At 40.0% G+C, this 16,384-nt stretch carries 15 protein-coding genes; 11 read left to right on the plus strand and 4 right to left on the minus strand.

Features of this window, described 5'->3' with window-relative positions:
• The first annotated feature begins 124 nt into the window (after positions 1-124).
• Positions 125-1,612, plus strand: coding sequence for an ArnT family glycosyltransferase (locus tag LVD17_RS13160; protein ID WP_233767418.1), 1,488 nt, complete (start codon positions 125-127; stop codon positions 1,610-1,612).
• Here LVD17_RS13160 and LVD17_RS13165 read toward each other — a convergent pair.
• Positions 1,592-2,314: a lipopolysaccharide core heptose(II) kinase RfaY gene (locus LVD17_RS13165; protein ID WP_233767420.1), complete on the minus strand. Its 723-nt coding sequence runs from the start codon at positions 2,312-2,314 to the stop codon at positions 1,592-1,594. The two genes, LVD17_RS13160 and LVD17_RS13165, sit on opposite strands and share 21 nt — an antisense overlap.
• 243 nt (positions 2,315-2,557) lie before the next feature.
• On the opposite strand from LVD17_RS13165, the gene LVD17_RS13170 reads away from it, so the two are divergent.
• From LVD17_RS13170 to LVD17_RS13190, 5 genes are read left to right on the plus strand one after another with little or no spacing between them, the layout of a single operon-like run.
• Positions 2,558-3,139 (plus strand): sigma-70 family RNA polymerase sigma factor, encoded by a 582-nt coding sequence (locus tag LVD17_RS13170; RefSeq protein WP_233767422.1) that lies wholly within the window; start codon positions 2,558-2,560, stop codon positions 3,137-3,139.
• Between the two features lie 7 nt (positions 3,140-3,146).
• Positions 3,147-3,443, plus strand: a complete 297-nt coding sequence (locus tag LVD17_RS13175; RefSeq protein ID WP_233767423.1) for an anti-sigma factor — start codon at positions 3,147-3,149, stop codon at positions 3,441-3,443.
• The gene (gmk, locus tag LVD17_RS13180) at positions 3,443-4,030 is read left to right on the plus strand and encodes a guanylate kinase (protein ID WP_233767424.1); all 588 of its coding nucleotides are present in this window, start codon (positions 3,443-3,445) and stop codon (positions 4,028-4,030) included. The genes LVD17_RS13175 and gmk overlap by 1 nt, the downstream gene beginning before the upstream one ends.
• A 40-nt stretch (positions 4,031-4,070) precedes the next feature.
• Positions 4,071-4,643, plus strand: a complete 573-nt coding sequence (nadD, locus tag LVD17_RS13185) for a nicotinate (nicotinamide) nucleotide adenylyltransferase (protein ID WP_233767426.1) — start codon at positions 4,071-4,073, stop codon at positions 4,641-4,643.
• Between the two features lie 55 nt (positions 4,644-4,698).
• A complete protein-coding gene (locus LVD17_RS13190; RefSeq protein WP_233767428.1) occupies positions 4,699-7,320 on the plus strand; it encodes a DUF5686 and carboxypeptidase regulatory-like domain-containing protein in 2,622 nt (873 codons plus the stop codon).
• Positions 7,321-7,403: 83 nt separating this feature from the next.
• Here the strand turns inward: LVD17_RS13190 and frr are convergent, their stop codons facing one another.
• From frr to LVD17_RS13205, 3 genes are all read right to left on the minus strand, one after another.
• Positions 7,404-7,964, minus strand: a complete 561-nt coding sequence (frr, locus tag LVD17_RS13195) for a ribosome recycling factor (protein WP_233767430.1) — start codon at positions 7,962-7,964, stop codon at positions 7,404-7,406.
• 46 nt (positions 7,965-8,010) lie between these two features.
• On the minus strand, positions 8,011-8,715 hold the full coding sequence (gene pyrH / locus LVD17_RS13200) for a UMP kinase (protein ID WP_155170827.1): 705 nt from the start codon (positions 8,713-8,715) through the stop codon (positions 8,011-8,013).
• A gap of 75 nt (positions 8,716-8,790) precedes the next feature.
• On the minus strand, positions 8,791-9,285 hold the full coding sequence (locus tag LVD17_RS13205) for an acyl-CoA carboxylase biotin carboxyl carrier protein subunit (RefSeq protein ID WP_233767432.1): 495 nt from the start codon (positions 9,283-9,285) through the stop codon (positions 8,791-8,793).
• A gap of 259 nt (positions 9,286-9,544) precedes the next feature.
• Between LVD17_RS13205 and LVD17_RS13210 the strand changes: the two genes are divergently transcribed.
• From LVD17_RS13210 to LVD17_RS13230, 5 genes are all read left to right on the plus strand, one after another.
• On the plus strand, positions 9,545-11,989 hold the full coding sequence (locus LVD17_RS13210; RefSeq protein ID WP_233767434.1) for a TonB-dependent receptor: 2,445 nt from the start codon (positions 9,545-9,547) through the stop codon (positions 11,987-11,989).
• A gap of 144 nt (positions 11,990-12,133) precedes the next feature.
• On the plus strand, positions 12,134-13,015 hold the full coding sequence (locus LVD17_RS13215) for a geranylgeranylglycerol-phosphate geranylgeranyltransferase (RefSeq protein WP_233767436.1): 882 nt from the start codon (positions 12,134-12,136) through the stop codon (positions 13,013-13,015).
• Between the two features lie 5 nt (positions 13,016-13,020).
• Entirely contained in the window at positions 13,021-13,602 is a 582-nt protein-coding gene (purN, locus tag LVD17_RS13220) for a phosphoribosylglycinamide formyltransferase (protein ID WP_233767438.1), read from the plus strand.
• Positions 13,603-13,690: 88 nt separating this feature from the next.
• The gene (gene purH / locus LVD17_RS13225; protein ID WP_233767440.1) at positions 13,691-15,214 is read left to right on the plus strand and encodes a bifunctional phosphoribosylaminoimidazolecarboxamide formyltransferase/IMP cyclohydrolase; all 1,524 of its coding nucleotides are present in this window, start codon (positions 13,691-13,693) and stop codon (positions 15,212-15,214) included.
• A gap of 82 nt (positions 15,215-15,296) precedes the next feature.
• Positions 15,297-16,322: a rod shape-determining protein gene (locus LVD17_RS13230; RefSeq protein ID WP_155171317.1), complete on the plus strand. Its 1,026-nt coding sequence runs from the start codon at positions 15,297-15,299 to the stop codon at positions 16,320-16,322.
• Positions 16,323-16,384 lie beyond the last annotated feature (62 nt).

The raw sequence follows: 16,384 nt of genomic DNA on the forward strand, positions 1-16,384 counted from the left end.
ACACAATTACTAAAAATAAAACCGTTCCCCAGGCAAAGGGTTTTGCGAAATAATTTCTCATAATTGCAAAATCCACATAATATGAATTAATCAAAAAATAAGAGCCTAAATGTATTACTTTCCTATGATCGAAAGATTTTACAATACTTTTTTTTCAAGGAAGTTCCTGATAAGTATAATAAGCTTGCTCGCAATTCTGTATTTAATAAGTCTTTACCACAGGTATCTTCAGCAAGATGAGCCGTGGTTCGGAGAGCAGGCTTATTGGCTCGTGAAAGAAGGAAATGTGAAATTGAAGAGCATGCCGGGAGTGTTTAACTGGACCAGTAACATGCTCATCTTTCATAAGCTATTCGTTTGGGTCGGAGCTCTACTTATCTTACTCTTCGGTTGGAATGTTTATGTATTTAAAACCTTTATATTCATACTCTTTTTAAGCTGTATTTATTTCATTTATCGCTTCGTACAACATTACCTTCAGAAATCAAATCAATCAGTGCTATTGATACTCTTGCTGTTTTTAGCCATACCAGAGTTGATCCATAGGAGTTTTATGTTCAGGCCTGAAGTGATGGTTATGACATTGGGATTCTTGTCATTTGTTTTTTTGTATAAGTCATTCGATAACAAAAAGGTATCCTTCTATGCTCTTGGAGGGCTTTTCTCCGGACTGGCTTTTCTTACTCACCTTAATGCGGTCGTTTTTCCTATCGCCGGGTTTTTATTTTTATTGTTTTTCAGACAATGGAAGGGGTTGATTGCTTATTCAATAATAACTGCACTTGTGTGCTCTATCTATTCCATAGGCCTATGGAGCATAGATAATATTGAGACGTATAGATATCAAATGCAGCATTGGCCAACTCACCAGGATACTTTTGGAGAGAAAATCGAAGGAGGAATTTTAGGTGTAATCTGGAATAACATACTGCGATTGCTTAATGAGCACAAGCGATACTTTTGGGATCAGGATGTATGGGGTATCAGCGGACTTTTCATATTGACACTCATTGTGGGGTTTAGGCAGTTAAGGCAACAATATTACAGGTTATTGGCATATACAATTACTCTGATAATCACCATCGGTGTGTTTACGAGCGGTCATAGCCCGCGATACCTGGTGTACCTCATGCCATTTATGGTTATGGTTATTGGGCTGGTTATTTATCAATTACACGATTCAAAAAGAGGGTTTGCGAAAGTTATAATTATGTTGGCCTTTATTGCGCACTTAGTTTTCGCGGGGCTAGCATTTGCCACGATTTTTAAGAAAAATAATGATTTCGTTGCTTCGCATGAGCAGATACTTGCCAAAATTGAGTCAGGTTCTATGATACTTGCACCGTGGGAATTTATTTATAATGGTATAGACGATTATAAAATACACTCTTTTAAAACATATGAGTATATTGAAGATCAGGAGAAGCGTAAACTTTTGCAGGAAGAAGTAATGATGATGGCCTCAGACTTCGGAATGGAATATATTATCATAAGTACCAAAAGAAAAAATGACAAGAACTTTCCTTGGTTTAAAGATTGGAAAATAAATGACAACCCTTACTTCAAAGAATACTTTAGAACAGAAGAGTACCTAATCCTTAAGAAGAAGTAATTTCTTTATTTTTCGTCGGGTCCGTACAAATTTTCTCTCATAGATGTCATACCAAAAAGCCATCCGGTAAAGCCACCAGTAATTGATTTCACCGAAGTACTTTTCTATACCCGGAGCACTTTTTCTAAGATAAGCGAATTCATAGGCACGGGAAAAACCCGTAGGTCCAACAGGTTTCGGGTTGCTGTCGATTACAAAGATCTTTCCTTCTTTGTACAAGAAATTACGTATCTGAGGATCTCCGTGCAGGTAGCCACGTTGATGGATCAGTTTTAACTCATTTATAACCAAAGGATAATATTCTTCATGGTCAAGGCAGGGCTCTCCATCCAGGTATTCATACAGCAGCCATGAGTCCGTTACCATCCCTGATTTACGTTTTTCAGCAGCCATAACGGGCTTTGTGGTATGCAGCCCGAGTTTTTCATACTTGAGCATCCCTTTAATATTTTTGAAAGCTTCACCATCGCGAAACAGTGTGGTGAACCTGATCCACCACTTTTTGTTTTTTTCCAAAGGTACTTTCAGTACATATGCTTTGTTGCGGGCCTCAATATGATAGACCAGACTTCTGTGGTGTTGTTTCAGAACGGTTATCAGTACATATTTTTTTTGAGCAATGACCTCAAAGAGAGATAGATTTTCAGATGAACTGAGGATTCTCCACTGGTCATTATCATAAATATGTGACGTGATTTTCATCGGGCAAAGCTAATGATTCTGGTCATTTTCAGTTCCCGTAATACTTTCTAATTTCGGGGTACATCTAACTAAATAGTTCTTTTATTGTTCTCATTATGGACAAAGTGTCTGAAACGTGACATGAGGCATCCCTTTTCATATTTAATTACGTATATATAAGACACAAAAAGAAATAGTTTACGTATAGGAAAGTAATAAAAGATATTAGACCATAATTAATTCATAATTATTATTTTTGACCCAATGTCCGAGACTAGAAGACAAAGTTATTCGCAAATGGAAAAGGAAAAAACCTTTGAAAAGGAGTTTCTTCCGCACATTGACTCAATGTATAACTTTGCCTACAGATTAACTTTTGATGAAGACGATGCTAAAGACCTTGTACAGGATACATATCTTAAGGCTTACAGGTTTATTGAATCGTTTGAAAAAGGAACTAATGCCAAAGCGTGGTTGTTTCGAATACTGAAAAACAGCTTTATTAACGACTTTAGGAAGAAAAGTAAGCAACCTTCCAAAGTAGATTATCAGGAGGTTGAAACTTTTTATAACTCCGAAGATGTTGATCAATCTATAACCACGGATTTACGCATTGAGACAGTGCAGGATATGATTGGAGATGAAATCTCCAATGCGTTGAATTCCCTGGATGTCGATTTTAGGACAGTGATAATTCTTTGTGACCTGGAAGGGTTTAAGTACGATGAGATGGCCAAGATATTGGATATTCCCATTGGTACAGTAAGATCCAGACTTCACAGAGCGAGAAACCTCTTGAAAGAGAGACTCAGTGATTACGCGAAAAAAATGGGATACAAAAATTAAATAGTTTATGGGATTATCCTCTACAGATTCATTTGACGAAAGTCCATCAAAGAACGCACAGGACGTTCGACCAGACCATCAGGAGTGTCTGAAAATCCTCAATCTGGTTCTTGATGAAGAAGCCGGTCCTAAAGAGCAGGAATATTTCAAAAAACATATTGAAAATTGCATGCCTTACTATGAGATTTACAATGTTGATAAGGCTATAAAAGATCTGATCAGGCAAAAATGTTACGATAAAGAGGTTCCCAGTGACCTTGTAGACCAAATTAAGTCTAAAGTATTTCAAGGCGCTGAAGAATAATGCATAACGGTAAAGCTATTATCTTTTCCGCTCCGTCCGGATCGGGTAAAACTACTATTGTAAAACATTTACTGGCCACCAACCCTAAGTTAGGATTTTCTATATCCGCCTGCACCAGGGATAAGCGCGGGAGAAATGAAGAAAATGGTAAAGATTACTACTTCCTCACCCCCGAGGATTTTAAGCACAAGATTGACAACGATGAGTTTATAGAATGGGAAGAGGTATATGCCGGAAACTTCTATGGTACCCTGAAGTCGGAGGTTGAAAGAATCTGGAAGGAAGGCAGGCATGTGATCTTTGATGTTGATGTTAAAGGAGGCTTACATTTAAAACAGTATTTTGGAGATAAAGCTCTGGCAGTTTTTGTTAAGGTTCCTTCAATTGATGAGCTTAAAGAGCGTCTTATGGATCGACAGACCGAGACGGAAAACAGCCTGTCTCAAAGAATATTTAAAGCAAAATTTGAGATGACATTTGAAAATAAATTCGATGTTACCCTCGTCAATGAGGATCTTGAAGAATCGTTGAAAAAAGCAGAAGAATTAGTCAGTAATTTTATTAATTCAGACGTAGAAGCCATTTAAGCTTCAATAAGCTTTATTTTCGTCAAAGAAAACCCTTTACATGAAGATTGGTTTGTTTTTTGGATCATTTAATCCGGTTCATATAGGGCATCTCATCATTGCTAATGTAATGGTGGAAACAACGGACATTGACCAGGTATGGTTTGTTGTATCGCCTCAAAATCCATTTAAAAAAAGAAAATCACTTCTACACGAGTTTGATCGCTTTGATATGGTGAATTCAGCCATATTTGACAATTATAGCCTCAGGGCTACAGATATTGAGTTTAACATGCCCAAGCCCAGCTATACCATCGACACCCTGGTATATCTCACTGAAAAACACCCTGACTATTCATTTAAGCTAATCATAGGGGAGGATAATCTCAGACGCTTCCCCAAATGGAAAAACCATGATAAAATCCTAGATCAATATGGTCTGTATGTTTACCCCAGGCCAGATTCGAAGCCTTCGGAAGTTAATGATCATCCAAATGTAAAAATGGTTGAAGCGCCCATGCTGGATATATCTGCAACTTTTATCAGAAATTGTGTAAAAAAAGGACAATCTATTAAATATCTTGTGCCGGACAGCGTTGAAGAGATGATTCGGGGGAAAAAGTTTTATTTGTAACATTATTACCTTTATCTCGTCATTGGTTAGTGTTTCTGATATCAAAATAAAGTTCATGAAGTGTAAATCCTTACTTGCCCTGCTTGTATTATGTCTTTTAAATGCGGTTTTGGTTCATGCGGGAGGTGTAAAAGGTACTGTAAAAGGTGATGACGGAGAGTTGTTGTCGTTCGCTACAATTTATGTGAAAGAACTTGGGACGGGTACCACTACCAATGCCGATGCGCGATACGAGATACAGCTGCCCCCTGGTAACTATCAGATAATATTTCAATATGTTGGCTACGAGTCATTGCTGAAAGAAGTCAAGGTTAAAAATGACTTTATAGAGCTTGATGTTGAGTTACGAACCCAGGTAATGCTGCTCAGGGACATTGAAATTCTTGCGGGGAAGGAGGATCCGGCATATACCATCATGCGGAAAGCTATTGCCAAAAGTAAATTTCATACGCAGCAGGTAGACAAGTATACTGCGCGTGTTTATATCAAGGGCACAGGACAATTAACTGACTACCCTTTTTTCATGAAAGGGACGCTTGAAAAAGAGGGGTTTGACCCGGATAGGGTTTTTATTACAGAGTCGGTTAGTGATATTGAATATATCAGACCCAATATCTACAACGAAAAAGTAATCTCAATATACACACAGGGCGATAATAACGATACTGACCCGAATGCCTATGTCAACGGATCTTTTTATGAACCGGAAGTGGCGAAGTCGGTTTCCCCATTATCACCAAAAGCCTTCTCCTATTACCGTTTTGTGTATGATGGTACCTACCGCGACCAGGGGTTTGAGGTGAGTAAAATAAAAGTTATACCACGGTCAAGAGGTGACAATGTTTTTGAAGGGTACATCAACATTGTGGAGGGTTACTGGAGTATTTATAGCCTGGATCTAAAAGTAACAAAGCTTGGTGTTAATTTTCGTATCGAGCAATTTTACGAGCCTGTAGAGAAGAGTGTGTGGCTGCCCGTAACTCATAAGTTTCATGTTAAGGGCAAAGTGTTGGGTTTCGAGTTTATGGGTGATTATCTGGCTACAGTTAGTGATTACAAGGTAGAAATTAACCCCGACCTGGATATGGAAATAGAGGTCATAGATGAGAATGTAGAGGAAGAACTGGCTGAAAAGCTGGAGCAGCAGGTAAAAGAGGAAGAGACGAGTGAAATACAGGAAATGCTTACCTCAGGCCAGGAGGTAACTAGGAAACAGCTCCGAAAAGTAATGAAGGAGTATGAAAAAATGGAGCTTAAACGGCAGAGGGAGCCTGAGGTGATTTCAAACAGGACTTTCAAAGTAGATTCTATGGCGTATAAGCAGGATTCTGTATTTTGGGCTGGTATCAGACCAGTACCGTTGACTCAGGCTGAGAAGAAGGGCTATGCAACTGCTGACAGCCTCGCTAATGTAGAAAGGATGGAGCGTGAAGGCGATACACTTAAAACCGGTAAGCGAAAAGGATTTCATTTGCAGGATATAATTGTCGGAAATACCTATAAACTGGCAGATAAAACACATTTGCAAATTCATACACCGCTTTTAGGTACCAATTACAATACGGTGGAAGGTTTTAACATTGATTATGCGATTTCTTTCACTAAGACCTTTGATAATAAAAGCTGGATAAGCCTGAAACCTACTGCGCGTTATGCGTTTGCAAGAGAACAGCTTTCTGGAAAGTTTGATATGCAATACGGTTTCGGTGAATTTGACACGCGAAGTGATATTTTATTTTCCTTTGGTAGATATATCAACCAGTATAATGACGATGAACCTATCAACAGGTATGTTAACTCCCTCATGACGTTGTTTCTGGAACGTAATTATATGAAGATCTATGAGAAGGATTTTCTGGAATTAACCTATAAAAAGAAGCTCAATAGTAGGCTTGCTATGAGGCTAAATGCACAATTAGCCGAGCGTAGTGAATTATACAATAATACGGATTACAGGTTTTTTGATATTGATGGAGAGGGTTTTACTCCTAACGCTCCGTTTAGTTTGTCCATGCCGGTTACGTCTTTCCCTGAGCACCGAGCATTAACAGCAGGGGTGAATTTTGAGTATAAACCATTTGTGAAATACAGGATATATAACGGAAAGAAATCCGCAATTGAAAAGTCGTCACCTATCTTTCAGTTAAACTATAAAAAGGGAATTTCCGGAGCTTTTGATAGCGATGTTGATTATGATATGCTTGAACTGGGCTTTAAATATGACTTTGATATTGGTATAAGGGGTCAGGTGGATGTTATGCTCAAGGCCGGTACATTTCTTAATAATGATAAAATGTATTTCATGGATTATAAGCATTTTCTTGGCAACAGGACACCATTTGTAACGACAGATCCTGTTGGTAGCTTCAGAATGTTGGATTATTACACTTTTAGTACCAATGAAGAGTATTTTGCAGGCAGCCTTCACTACCAATTTCGCAAGTTTCTGATCACGCGGATGCCTTTGGTAAGATTATCAGGTGTCAGGGAAAGCTTTTTTACCAATTACCTCATCAATGATGTTACCACCAGCTCCGGGTATACGGAATTGGGTTATGGTATTAACTACATTCTGCGGGTCTTCAGGCTGGAAGCGGTCACCTCCTTTTATGATGGAAAATATCAGGATTTTGGAGTGAGGATTGGTATTGCCACAAATTTTGAGGATATTTTTTAGCAAAGGAGTGCACTCCGATAACGAAAAAAGCCGCTAAAAGCGGCTCTAATCTCAATACTCATATCTGATATCTCAATACTAATCTAAACTGTCATGATCTCAGCTTCCTTCTTGGTTAGTATCTCGTCGATTTTCTTGTTGAACTCATCTGTCAAAGTCTGAACTTTGTCCTCAGCTCTTTTAACCTCATCTTCAGATACACCCTCTTTTTGAAGTTGCTTAAGGTTGTCATTTGTTTCTTTTCTTATATTTCTGATACTGATTTTGCCCTGTTCACCTTCATGCTTAGCTTGTTTTACAAGCGTGACCCTTCTTTCTTCAGTAAGTTGAGGTACATTGATGATTACCTGCTCTCCGTCATTTTGAGGGTTAAGTCCGAGATCGCTGTTGATGATAGCCTTTTCAATTTCAGGTATTACATTTTTTTCCCAGGGCTTGATCATAAGAGTCCGGGCGTCCGGAGTGGTAATAGAGGCTACCTGATTGATCGGAGTAGGGTTTCCATAATATGCAACCATTAGACCTTCCAGCATATTCGGGGCAGCCTTTCCGGCCCTGATCTTTACAAGTTCGCTGCTTACATGCTTAATGGCTTTATTCATCAAATCCTTGGCCTCGTCAAGGTACATGTTAATTTCTTCCATGGTTTTTGTCTAGATTATCTTTCTAAGTATAAGAAATGGGTCAAAGTTAGGTTATCAAAGTCCCGGCATTTTCTCCATGAAGAATATTCAGCAGATTGTCCGGTTTATTCATATCAAACACAATAATGGGCAGGTTGTTTTCCTGGCATAAAGTAAAGGCGGTCATGTCCATAATGTTTAGGTTCCTCTCATATGCCTCCTGAAACGATAGTTCTGAGTACCTTTCAGCGGTAGGATCCTTTTCTGGATCTGCGGTGTAAACACCATCTACCCGAGTTCCTTTTAGCACCACATCGGCCTGAATTTCTATGGCCCTGAGACTGGCTGTTGAGTCAGTAGTGAAGTAAGGGTTACCAATGCCGGCACCGAAGATCACAATTCTACCCTTTTCCAGGTGTCTTATGGCTCTCCTTCTGATGAACGGCTCACAAACCTGCTCCATCTTTATTCCGGACATAAGCCTTGTGTAAAGACCTACACCTTCAAGCGCACTTTGCAGGGCCATGCCATTAATAACTGTAGCCAACATGCCCATATAATCTCCCTGTACCCTTTCGATACCTGCAGCTTCTGCCATTACACCCCTAAAGATGTTGCCGCCGCCAATCACAATAGCAATTTCAACCCCTTTTTCTTTTACTGCTTTAATTTCATTTGCATATTGCAACAATCGGTTAGGATCTATGCCATATTGCCCTGACCCCATTAAAGACTCACCACTTAGCTTCAGTAATATCCGTTTATATCTCATTGAAAATAGGAAGATTATTTTGGTTTAAATTGCTGCAAATATAACAGGGATAAATGAATATTTTAGGCGTGAATATTAAAATTGGACCAACACCTGATTTTTTTCTACGCTATCTCCTTTTTTAACCTTTACTGACTTTACCACACCATCACCGTCTGCCTTGATCACATTCTCCATTTTCATGGCTTCAAGGATCATTATTGGATCGCCTTTCTTTACTTCGTCTCCTTCAGCCACCTGGATTTCAAAGATCAACCCCGGCATCGGAGCCTTTACATCATTCATCTGAGCTGATGCAGCAACATCCATTCCCAGCTTTTCCAGAAGCAGGTCAAATTTGTCTTTGAGCTCTATGTCATATTTGCTGCCATTGATCTTAAGTGTAATGCTCTTTTTCTTAAAGTCAGCATTTACTACTTCAGCACGGTATGACTTACTGTCTTTAATGATGTGGTACGACTGGTCGTTGATCCTGGCAATGTCCCACTCAAAAGGCTGACCGTCAATATCTATTTGGCCATCCTTAAGTGTTACTTCAAAACTATTATCGTTAACGTTTACTTTATACATAATTTATAAGGCTATGGCTCAAAGATAAAAGGGCTCTGCGGTTTTACCTGACGAATTTATCATTATTTGAGATAATAACCACTTTTTGGTAACTTTGCATTTAAATAGGGGTGCCCAAACACACGGGCTGAGATTATACCCAAGACCTGAAAATATGGGTCGAAACCTGATCCAGGTAATGCTGGCGTAGGGAGGTATGTTAAAATGATCCGGGAATCCCCTGTTCCGGACTTGTTTAACGATATAATTAATTTGAGAAATGAGGGTTTTGATTATTGCAGCGTTATTGCTGTTGTCGTCCTATGTGTCGCATGGACAGTTTGTGGTTAAGGGTACCATTAAGGATGCTGATACCGGTGAAGTACTTCCTGCGGCTAATGTGTTCTTAGAGGAAAAAGCAGTGCCGGCAGATGGACAGGGGAGGTTTACGTTTGGTGAGGTTAAGGAAGGGCAATACTTGCTGAAGGTTACATTCATTGGCTATGATCCCTATGAGCAGGAACTGGATGTTACCGACGATCAGGACCTGGAGGTTGTTTTAACGCCAGATGTTTACATGACTGACGAAGTGATAGTTTCAGCTACCAGGGCCAATGATAAAACACCCACGACTTTTACAGTGGTAAACAGGGAAGAAATAGAAGAAAATAACCTCGGTCAGGATCTGCCATTTGTGCTTAACTGGACGCCTTCACTAGTCACTACATCTGATGCAGGGGCTGGAGTAGGCTACACGGGTTTGAGGATCAGGGGAAGTGATGCCACCAGGATCAACGTAACAATCAATGGTGTGCCGCTAAACGACAGCGAGTCTCAAGGGGTGTTCTGGGTAGACATCCCTGATATTGCCTCTTCTACAGAAAATATACAGATACAGCGAGGTGTAGGTACATCTACCAATGGAGCAGGAGCTTTTGGAGGAACGATAAATCTGCAAACCAACACCAAACAGGAAAAACCTTATGGGGAAGTGATCAACTCTTTTGGATCATTTGACACGTGGAGGCATACACTGGGTTTTGGTACAGGTCTTATTGATGATAAATGGACATTTAACGGCAGGCTGTCCAAGATCACTTCTGACGGTTACATAGACAGAGCCACTTCTGACCTGAATTCTTACTACTTATCAGGAGGGTTTTATGGTAAAAAAATTCTGGTGAAAGCCATAATATTCGGAGGAAAGGAACGTACGTATCAATCGTGGTATGGTACGCCAGAGGCAGTTCTTGAAAATGATGCCGAAGGAATAGAGGCCGTGATTGCCAACAATGGAGTTAGCGATGCACTGGCTGAAAACCTTAGAACAGCAGGGAGAACCTTTAACTGGTACATGTATGAGGACGAGGTGGACGATTACCAGCAAGACCATTATCAACTGCATGTATCTCAGCTATTAATGCCGGATTTTACAGCCAATGTATCTCTGCATTATACTTATGGCCGTGGGTATTACGAGCAGTTCAGAGAGGATGCCGATTTTGAAGACTATAGTTTGCCCAATGTTACTGTTGGTGATACCACCATTACATCAACTGATCTGATCAGAAGAAGGTGGCTTGACAATGACTTCTATGGTTTTACCTATTCATTTGAGTATCAGAAGGAGCGATGGAATGCTGTTTTGGGAGGTGCATACAACATTTATGAAGGTGATCACTTTGGCGAGATCATATGGGCGGAATTTGCAGCAGGCACCTCTATCGAAGAGAGGTACTACGATAATACCGGTGATAAGAATGATTTTAACACTTTTCTAAAAGTCAACTATCAGATAACAAACAGCTTAAGCGCTTTCGGAGACCTGCAATACCGCAATGTAAGATATGACATAGCCGGGATTGACAATGATCAACGCTTGCTGGGCATTTCTGCAAATTATGATTTTTTCAATCCGAAGTTTGGATTGGTGTACTCACTTGATGCAAACAGTAATTTCTACGCTTCTTACAGCATTGCAAACAGGGAGCCGGTACGTAGCGATTTTATTGATGCTCCAACAAGGCCTGAGTACGAAACCTTGAGAAATCTTGAAGCAGGATTTAGAAAAAGGGCTGCTAATTATCAACTCCAGGCCAATTACTACTTGATGGATTATAAAAATCAACTGGTACTTACCGGAGAGCTAAACGATGTAGGTAGCGCCCTGCGAACTAATGTTAAGAACAGCTACAGAACAGGTGTAGAGATCCAGGGGCAGTTTTATATATCAAAGCGATTCAGGGTGATGGCAAATGCCACTTTTAGTCAAAACAAGGTAGGTTCGTTCAATGAGATCATATACGACTATGGGGCCGGTTTTGATGAGTACAATATTATAGAAAATGAATATGAAGATACAGATGTTGCCTTTTCACCTGATATTATAGCCGGATCGCAAATCACTCTTCTCCCTGTAAAAGGACTTGAGCTGTCCTTACTCTCTAAGTACGTGGGTAAGCAATATCTCGATAATACATCAAACGATAACCGGGCCATAGATGCTTATTTTGTGAATGATTTGAGGTTGATGTACACTTTACATACAGATTTTATAAGGGATATGGCCTTTACGTTCCAGGTGAATAATATATTTGATGAGCTTTATGCTTCAAACGGTTATACTTTTGGCTATCAGGGCGGACCGGATTATGTAGTAAGGGAGAATTACTATTATCCACAAGCCACGAGAAACTTCCTGGCTTCTGTAGCTTTGAGGTTTTAATCATTGGGACAAAGCATGCTTCCGAAGTCGCGAGACTTCGGAAGCATGCTTTGTGAACGATAAACACAGAAACGTTAAATACAAATCCCATCTATTGTAATAGTACTGATCAGGATTTACCTTTGCCATGCTAAACTGATCCTGATGGTACCATCCTCACGTTATAAACCAAATAACTTCTCCTTATCAGGGTTCATCCAGCTTACCCGCTTCTGGAATTTGTTGATCATAGTATTCGCCCAGTATTTTACAGCCTCGTTTTTAATTGATTCTTCTAAAAATATAAGCTATTATTTATTGCATCACGAGCTGTTTTTACTTTCGTTATCTTCAGTACTGATAGCAGCAGCCGGATATATTATCAATGACTATTATGATGTTAAGATCGACCTTATCAATAAGCCCCATCGTGTAGTAGTAGGCAAGGTTTTAAAGAGACGGGTGGCAATGGCTGCCCATACGGTACTTAATTTTACAGGCATCGGCTTAGGCTTTCTGCTTTCATGGCAAATAGGTGCAATAAATTTTGCGTCGGCACTCCTTCTTTGGCTTTATTCCAACCAGTTAAAAAGGATGCCCTTTATAGGAAATTTTGTAGTAGCTATATTAACGGGCCTGTCTATCTACATTGTGGAAATACTTTTTCAGTCGGGTAACCTGCTGGTGGTGGCCTATGCGCTTTTTTCCTTTGTGTTTACGCTTATCCGGGAGATAATAAAGGACATGGAAGATCTGAAAGGAGATGCCACTTTCGGCTGCAGGACTTTGCCGGTGGTTTATGGGCTCAGGAAAACAAAAAATGTTATATATGTGCTATCTCTGGCTTTTTTATCAGGCCTTAGCTTTTTAGCTTATATATTTGTGGGAGAAGAAATGACACTTTTTTGCTTACTACTAATTGTTCCCTTAGGTTTTATGGCCTACAAGCTCTCCAGGGCCGACACAATAAAGGACTTCAGTTATTTGAGTAACTATTGTAAATTAATCATGTTCCTTGGGATATTAAGCATGGTTGTGTTTAAATAAATAATATGACGAGAATCGCCATTTTTGCTTCAGGTAGCGGCTCCAATGCCGAGAAAATCACCGAATATTTTAGGAGCAACAATCAAATTACGGTTAGCCTTATACTCACAAATAACCCCAAAGCCTATGTGCTGGAAAGAGCAAAGAAGCTTCGGGTACCCGCTGTAGCCTTCAGCAGAGATGATCTGAGGAATACTAATAAAGTGCTTGACATACTGAGAGAATATCAGATAGATTTCGTGGTGCTGGCCGGGTTCCTTCTGCTGGTTCCTGAAAATTTGGTAGAGACATATCCTGGCAGGATCATCAATATTCACCCCGCCCTTCTTCCGAAGTTCGGAGGTAAAGGGATGTACGGAGATAATGTTCATCAGGCTGTAAAATCTGCAGGAGAGAGAGAGACCGGTATCAGTATTCACTATGTTAATAATAAGTATGATGAAGGCGAAATTATCTTTCAGGCTAAATGCCCTGTCACCGAAGAGGATACTGCCGAAACGGTCGCTGATAAGGTGCATCAGTTAGAATACCAACATTATCCGCAGGTAATAGAATCAGTGATTAATAATTCAATTAAAAATTTATAATTTTGCAGCTTGAAAATTTCGGATGCCCGGATATATTACAGAGATAGATCAGGGGTATCTATCAACTCTCAATCACTAAATATAACTCATGTCTTTGAAGAAGATCAAATCGGCCTTAATATCAGTTTATTACAAGGACAATCTTGAGCCGATAGTCAGGCTACTTGCGAAAAACAATGTTCAGATTTTTTCAACCGGAGGTACTCAGAAATTCATTGAAGACCTTGGCGTGGAAGTAACAGCTGTGGAGGACTTAACCAGCTATCCTTCAATTTTTGGAGGAAGGGTAAAAACATTACACCCTAAAGTGTTTGGAGGTATCTTGTACAGAAGAGAGCTGGATGATGATCAGAAACAGGCCGATGAGTTTGAAATACCCAGTATAGACTTAGTGATTGTTGACCTGTATCCTTTTGAAGAAACCGTAGCTTCTGGTGCATCTGAACAGGATATTATAGAAAAAATTGATATTGGGGGTATTTCTTTGATCAGAGCAGCAGCTAAAAATTTTAAGGACGTACTCATCGTATCTTCACGGGAACAATATACTGATGTTGAGCAATTGCTAAGAGCAAAAGAAGGAGCTACCGAACTGACTGACCGGAAGCTGTTCGCGGCTAAAGCCTTCGATATGAGCTCTCATTATGATTCAGCCATTTTCAACTATTTCAATGGCAACGGTGAGGTAGGTAGCTTTAAGCAAAGCCTGAGAGATAAAAAAGTACTTCGGTATGGCGAAAACCCACACCAGGAGGGCGCATATTACGGTGACCTTGATTCAATGCTGGAGAAACTCAATGGCAAAGAACTTTCTTACAATAATCTTGTTGATATTGACGCGGCAGTTTCGTTAATTGAAGAGTTTGACGATACTGCTTTTGCTATACTTAAACATACCAATGCATGCGGTGTGGCTACAGGCAGCACAGTGAAGGAGGCTTATGAAAGAGCATTCGCAGCTGATACCGTTTCGGCTTTTGGAGGAGTATTGATCACCAACAAAACTATGGATAAAGATGCGGCGGAAGCTATGCATTCGTTGTTCTTTGAGATCTTGATTGCTCCAGATTTTACAGAAGATGCCCTGGAGGTACTTAAGCAAAAGAAAAACAGGATATTGCTGAAACAACAATATAAACTGAATACAAAAAAACAATATAAAAGCCTGCTAAACGGAGTAATAGAACAAGACAGGGACTTGAAAACAGATGCACTGGAGGACCTTAAGGTAGTGACAAAGAAAGCTCCTGCTGAAGAAGAGAAATCAGCCCTGATCTTTGCCAGTAAAGTGGCCAAACATACCAAGTCCAATACTATAGTGTTGGCAAAGGATGGTCAGCTACTGGCAAGCGGTGTAGGCCAGACCTCACGTGTAGATGCCCTGAAGCAGGCCATTCACAAAGCCAAAACTTTTGGTTTTGATCTTAATGGTGCCGTTATGGCTTCTGATGCTTTCTTTCCTTTCCCGGACTGTGTGGAGATCGCTTACAGTGAGGGGGTAAGGTCGGTGATTCAGCCAGGAGGTTCTATTAAAGATCAGGATTCCATTGATTTTTGTGATAAAAACAACATGGCTATGGTATTTACCGGAATACGCCATTTCAAACATTAAAAAAATGTAATTTTGCAAGTTAAAAAGAAACTAATTTGTAAATTTCCACTTATTGATAAGCCTAACCATTTGACAACATAACATGGGATTGTTCGATTTTTTTTCTAGTGATATAGCCATTGACCTCGGTACAGCTAACACCCTAATCATACATAAAGACAAAATAGTAGTAGATGAGCCCTCCATAATAGCCATCGATAAAAATACAAACAAAGTATTGGCTATTGGCAGGGAAGCTATGCAGATGCATGAGAAGACACATGAGAATATCAAGACCATTCGTCCGTTAAAGGATGGCGTGATCGCTGACTTCCATGCTGCCGAGCATATGATCAGAGGAATGATCAAAATGATCGATAGCGGTAAGAAATTATTTCCTTCTTCGCACCGTATGGTGATCTGTATACCATCAGGTATTACTGAGGTTGAAAAAAGAGCTGTGCGTGACTCGGCGGAACATGCCGGAGCCAAAGAAGTTTATATGATCCATGAGCCTATTGCAGCAGCCATAGGTATAGGTATCGACATCGAACAGCCTGTAGGTTCCATGATTGTTGACATCGGAGGAGGAACAACTGAGATTGCTGTAATAGCACTTTCAGGGATTGTTTGCGACCAGTCTATCCGTGTAGCGGGTGATACGTTTAACCGCGACATTCTTGACTACATGCGTAGACAACACAACCTGCTGATCGGTGAAAGATCTGCAGAGAAAGTGAAGATAGAAGTAGGTTCTGCACTTACTGAGCTTGACGACGGCCCTGAAGATTATGAAATAAGAGGCCGTGACCTGATGACGGGTATTCCTAAAGTAATAAAGATCTCTTACTCTGAAATAGCATTTGCCCTTGACAAGTCGGTGTCTAAAATTGAAGAGGCTGTTCTGAAAGCTTTGGAGATCTCTCCACCCGAGTTATCAGCAGATATTTATGATAACGGTATCCATCTAACAGGTGGTGGCGCGTTGCTTCGAGGGTTGGATAAACGACTTGCCTTGAAAACAAAATTGCCTATTCACGTTGCTGAAGATCCGTTAAGAGCTGTGGTAAGAGGTACAGGGCACGCACTTAAGAATCTGAATTCTTTCAAAGCAGTACTAATGACATAATTGTTGTTTGTTTGGTAGTTAGGCTAACTAAAATTTTTTGACTTTTGATCAACACGGGGTAA

This window comes from Fulvivirga ulvae (assembly GCF_021389975.1).
GTDB lineage: Bacteria > Bacteroidota > Bacteroidia > Cytophagales > Cyclobacteriaceae > Fulvivirga > Fulvivirga ulvae.

Excerpts from the sequence above, each read along its gene's own strand:
- LVD17_RS13160 (WP_233767418.1), top strand. The coding sequence starts at position 125 with ATGATCGAAAGATTTTACAATACTTTTTTTTCAAGGAAGTTCCTGATA.
- LVD17_RS13165 (WP_233767420.1), bottom strand. The coding sequence starts at position 2,314 with ATGAAAATCACGTCACATATTTATGATAATGACCAGTGGAGAATCCTC.
- LVD17_RS13170 (WP_233767422.1), top strand. The coding sequence starts at position 2,558 with ATGTCCGAGACTAGAAGACAAAGTTATTCGCAAATGGAAAAGGAAAAA.
- LVD17_RS13175 (WP_233767423.1), top strand. The coding sequence starts at position 3,147 with ATGGGATTATCCTCTACAGATTCATTTGACGAAAGTCCATCAAAGAAC.
- gmk (WP_233767424.1), top strand. The coding sequence starts at position 3,443 with ATGCATAACGGTAAAGCTATTATCTTTTCCGCTCCGTCCGGATCGGGT.
- nadD (WP_233767426.1), top strand. The coding sequence starts at position 4,071 with ATGAAGATTGGTTTGTTTTTTGGATCATTTAATCCGGTTCATATAGGG.
- LVD17_RS13190 (WP_233767428.1), top strand. The coding sequence starts at position 4,699 with ATGAAGTGTAAATCCTTACTTGCCCTGCTTGTATTATGTCTTTTAAAT.
- frr (WP_233767430.1), bottom strand. The coding sequence starts at position 7,964 with ATGGAAGAAATTAACATGTACCTTGACGAGGCCAAGGATTTGATGAAT.
- pyrH (WP_155170827.1), bottom strand. The coding sequence starts at position 8,715 with ATGAGATATAAACGGATATTACTGAAGCTAAGTGGTGAGTCTTTAATG.
- LVD17_RS13205 (WP_233767432.1), bottom strand. The coding sequence starts at position 9,285 with ATGTATAAAGTAAACGTTAACGATAATAGTTTTGAAGTAACACTTAAG.
- LVD17_RS13210 (WP_233767434.1), top strand. The coding sequence starts at position 9,545 with ATGAGGGTTTTGATTATTGCAGCGTTATTGCTGTTGTCGTCCTATGTG.
- LVD17_RS13215 (WP_233767436.1), top strand. The coding sequence starts at position 12,134 with ATGGTACCATCCTCACGTTATAAACCAAATAACTTCTCCTTATCAGGG.
- purN (WP_233767438.1), top strand. The coding sequence starts at position 13,021 with ATGACGAGAATCGCCATTTTTGCTTCAGGTAGCGGCTCCAATGCCGAG.
- purH (WP_233767440.1), top strand. The coding sequence starts at position 13,691 with ATGTCTTTGAAGAAGATCAAATCGGCCTTAATATCAGTTTATTACAAG.
- LVD17_RS13230 (WP_155171317.1), top strand. The coding sequence starts at position 15,297 with ATGGGATTGTTCGATTTTTTTTCTAGTGATATAGCCATTGACCTCGGT.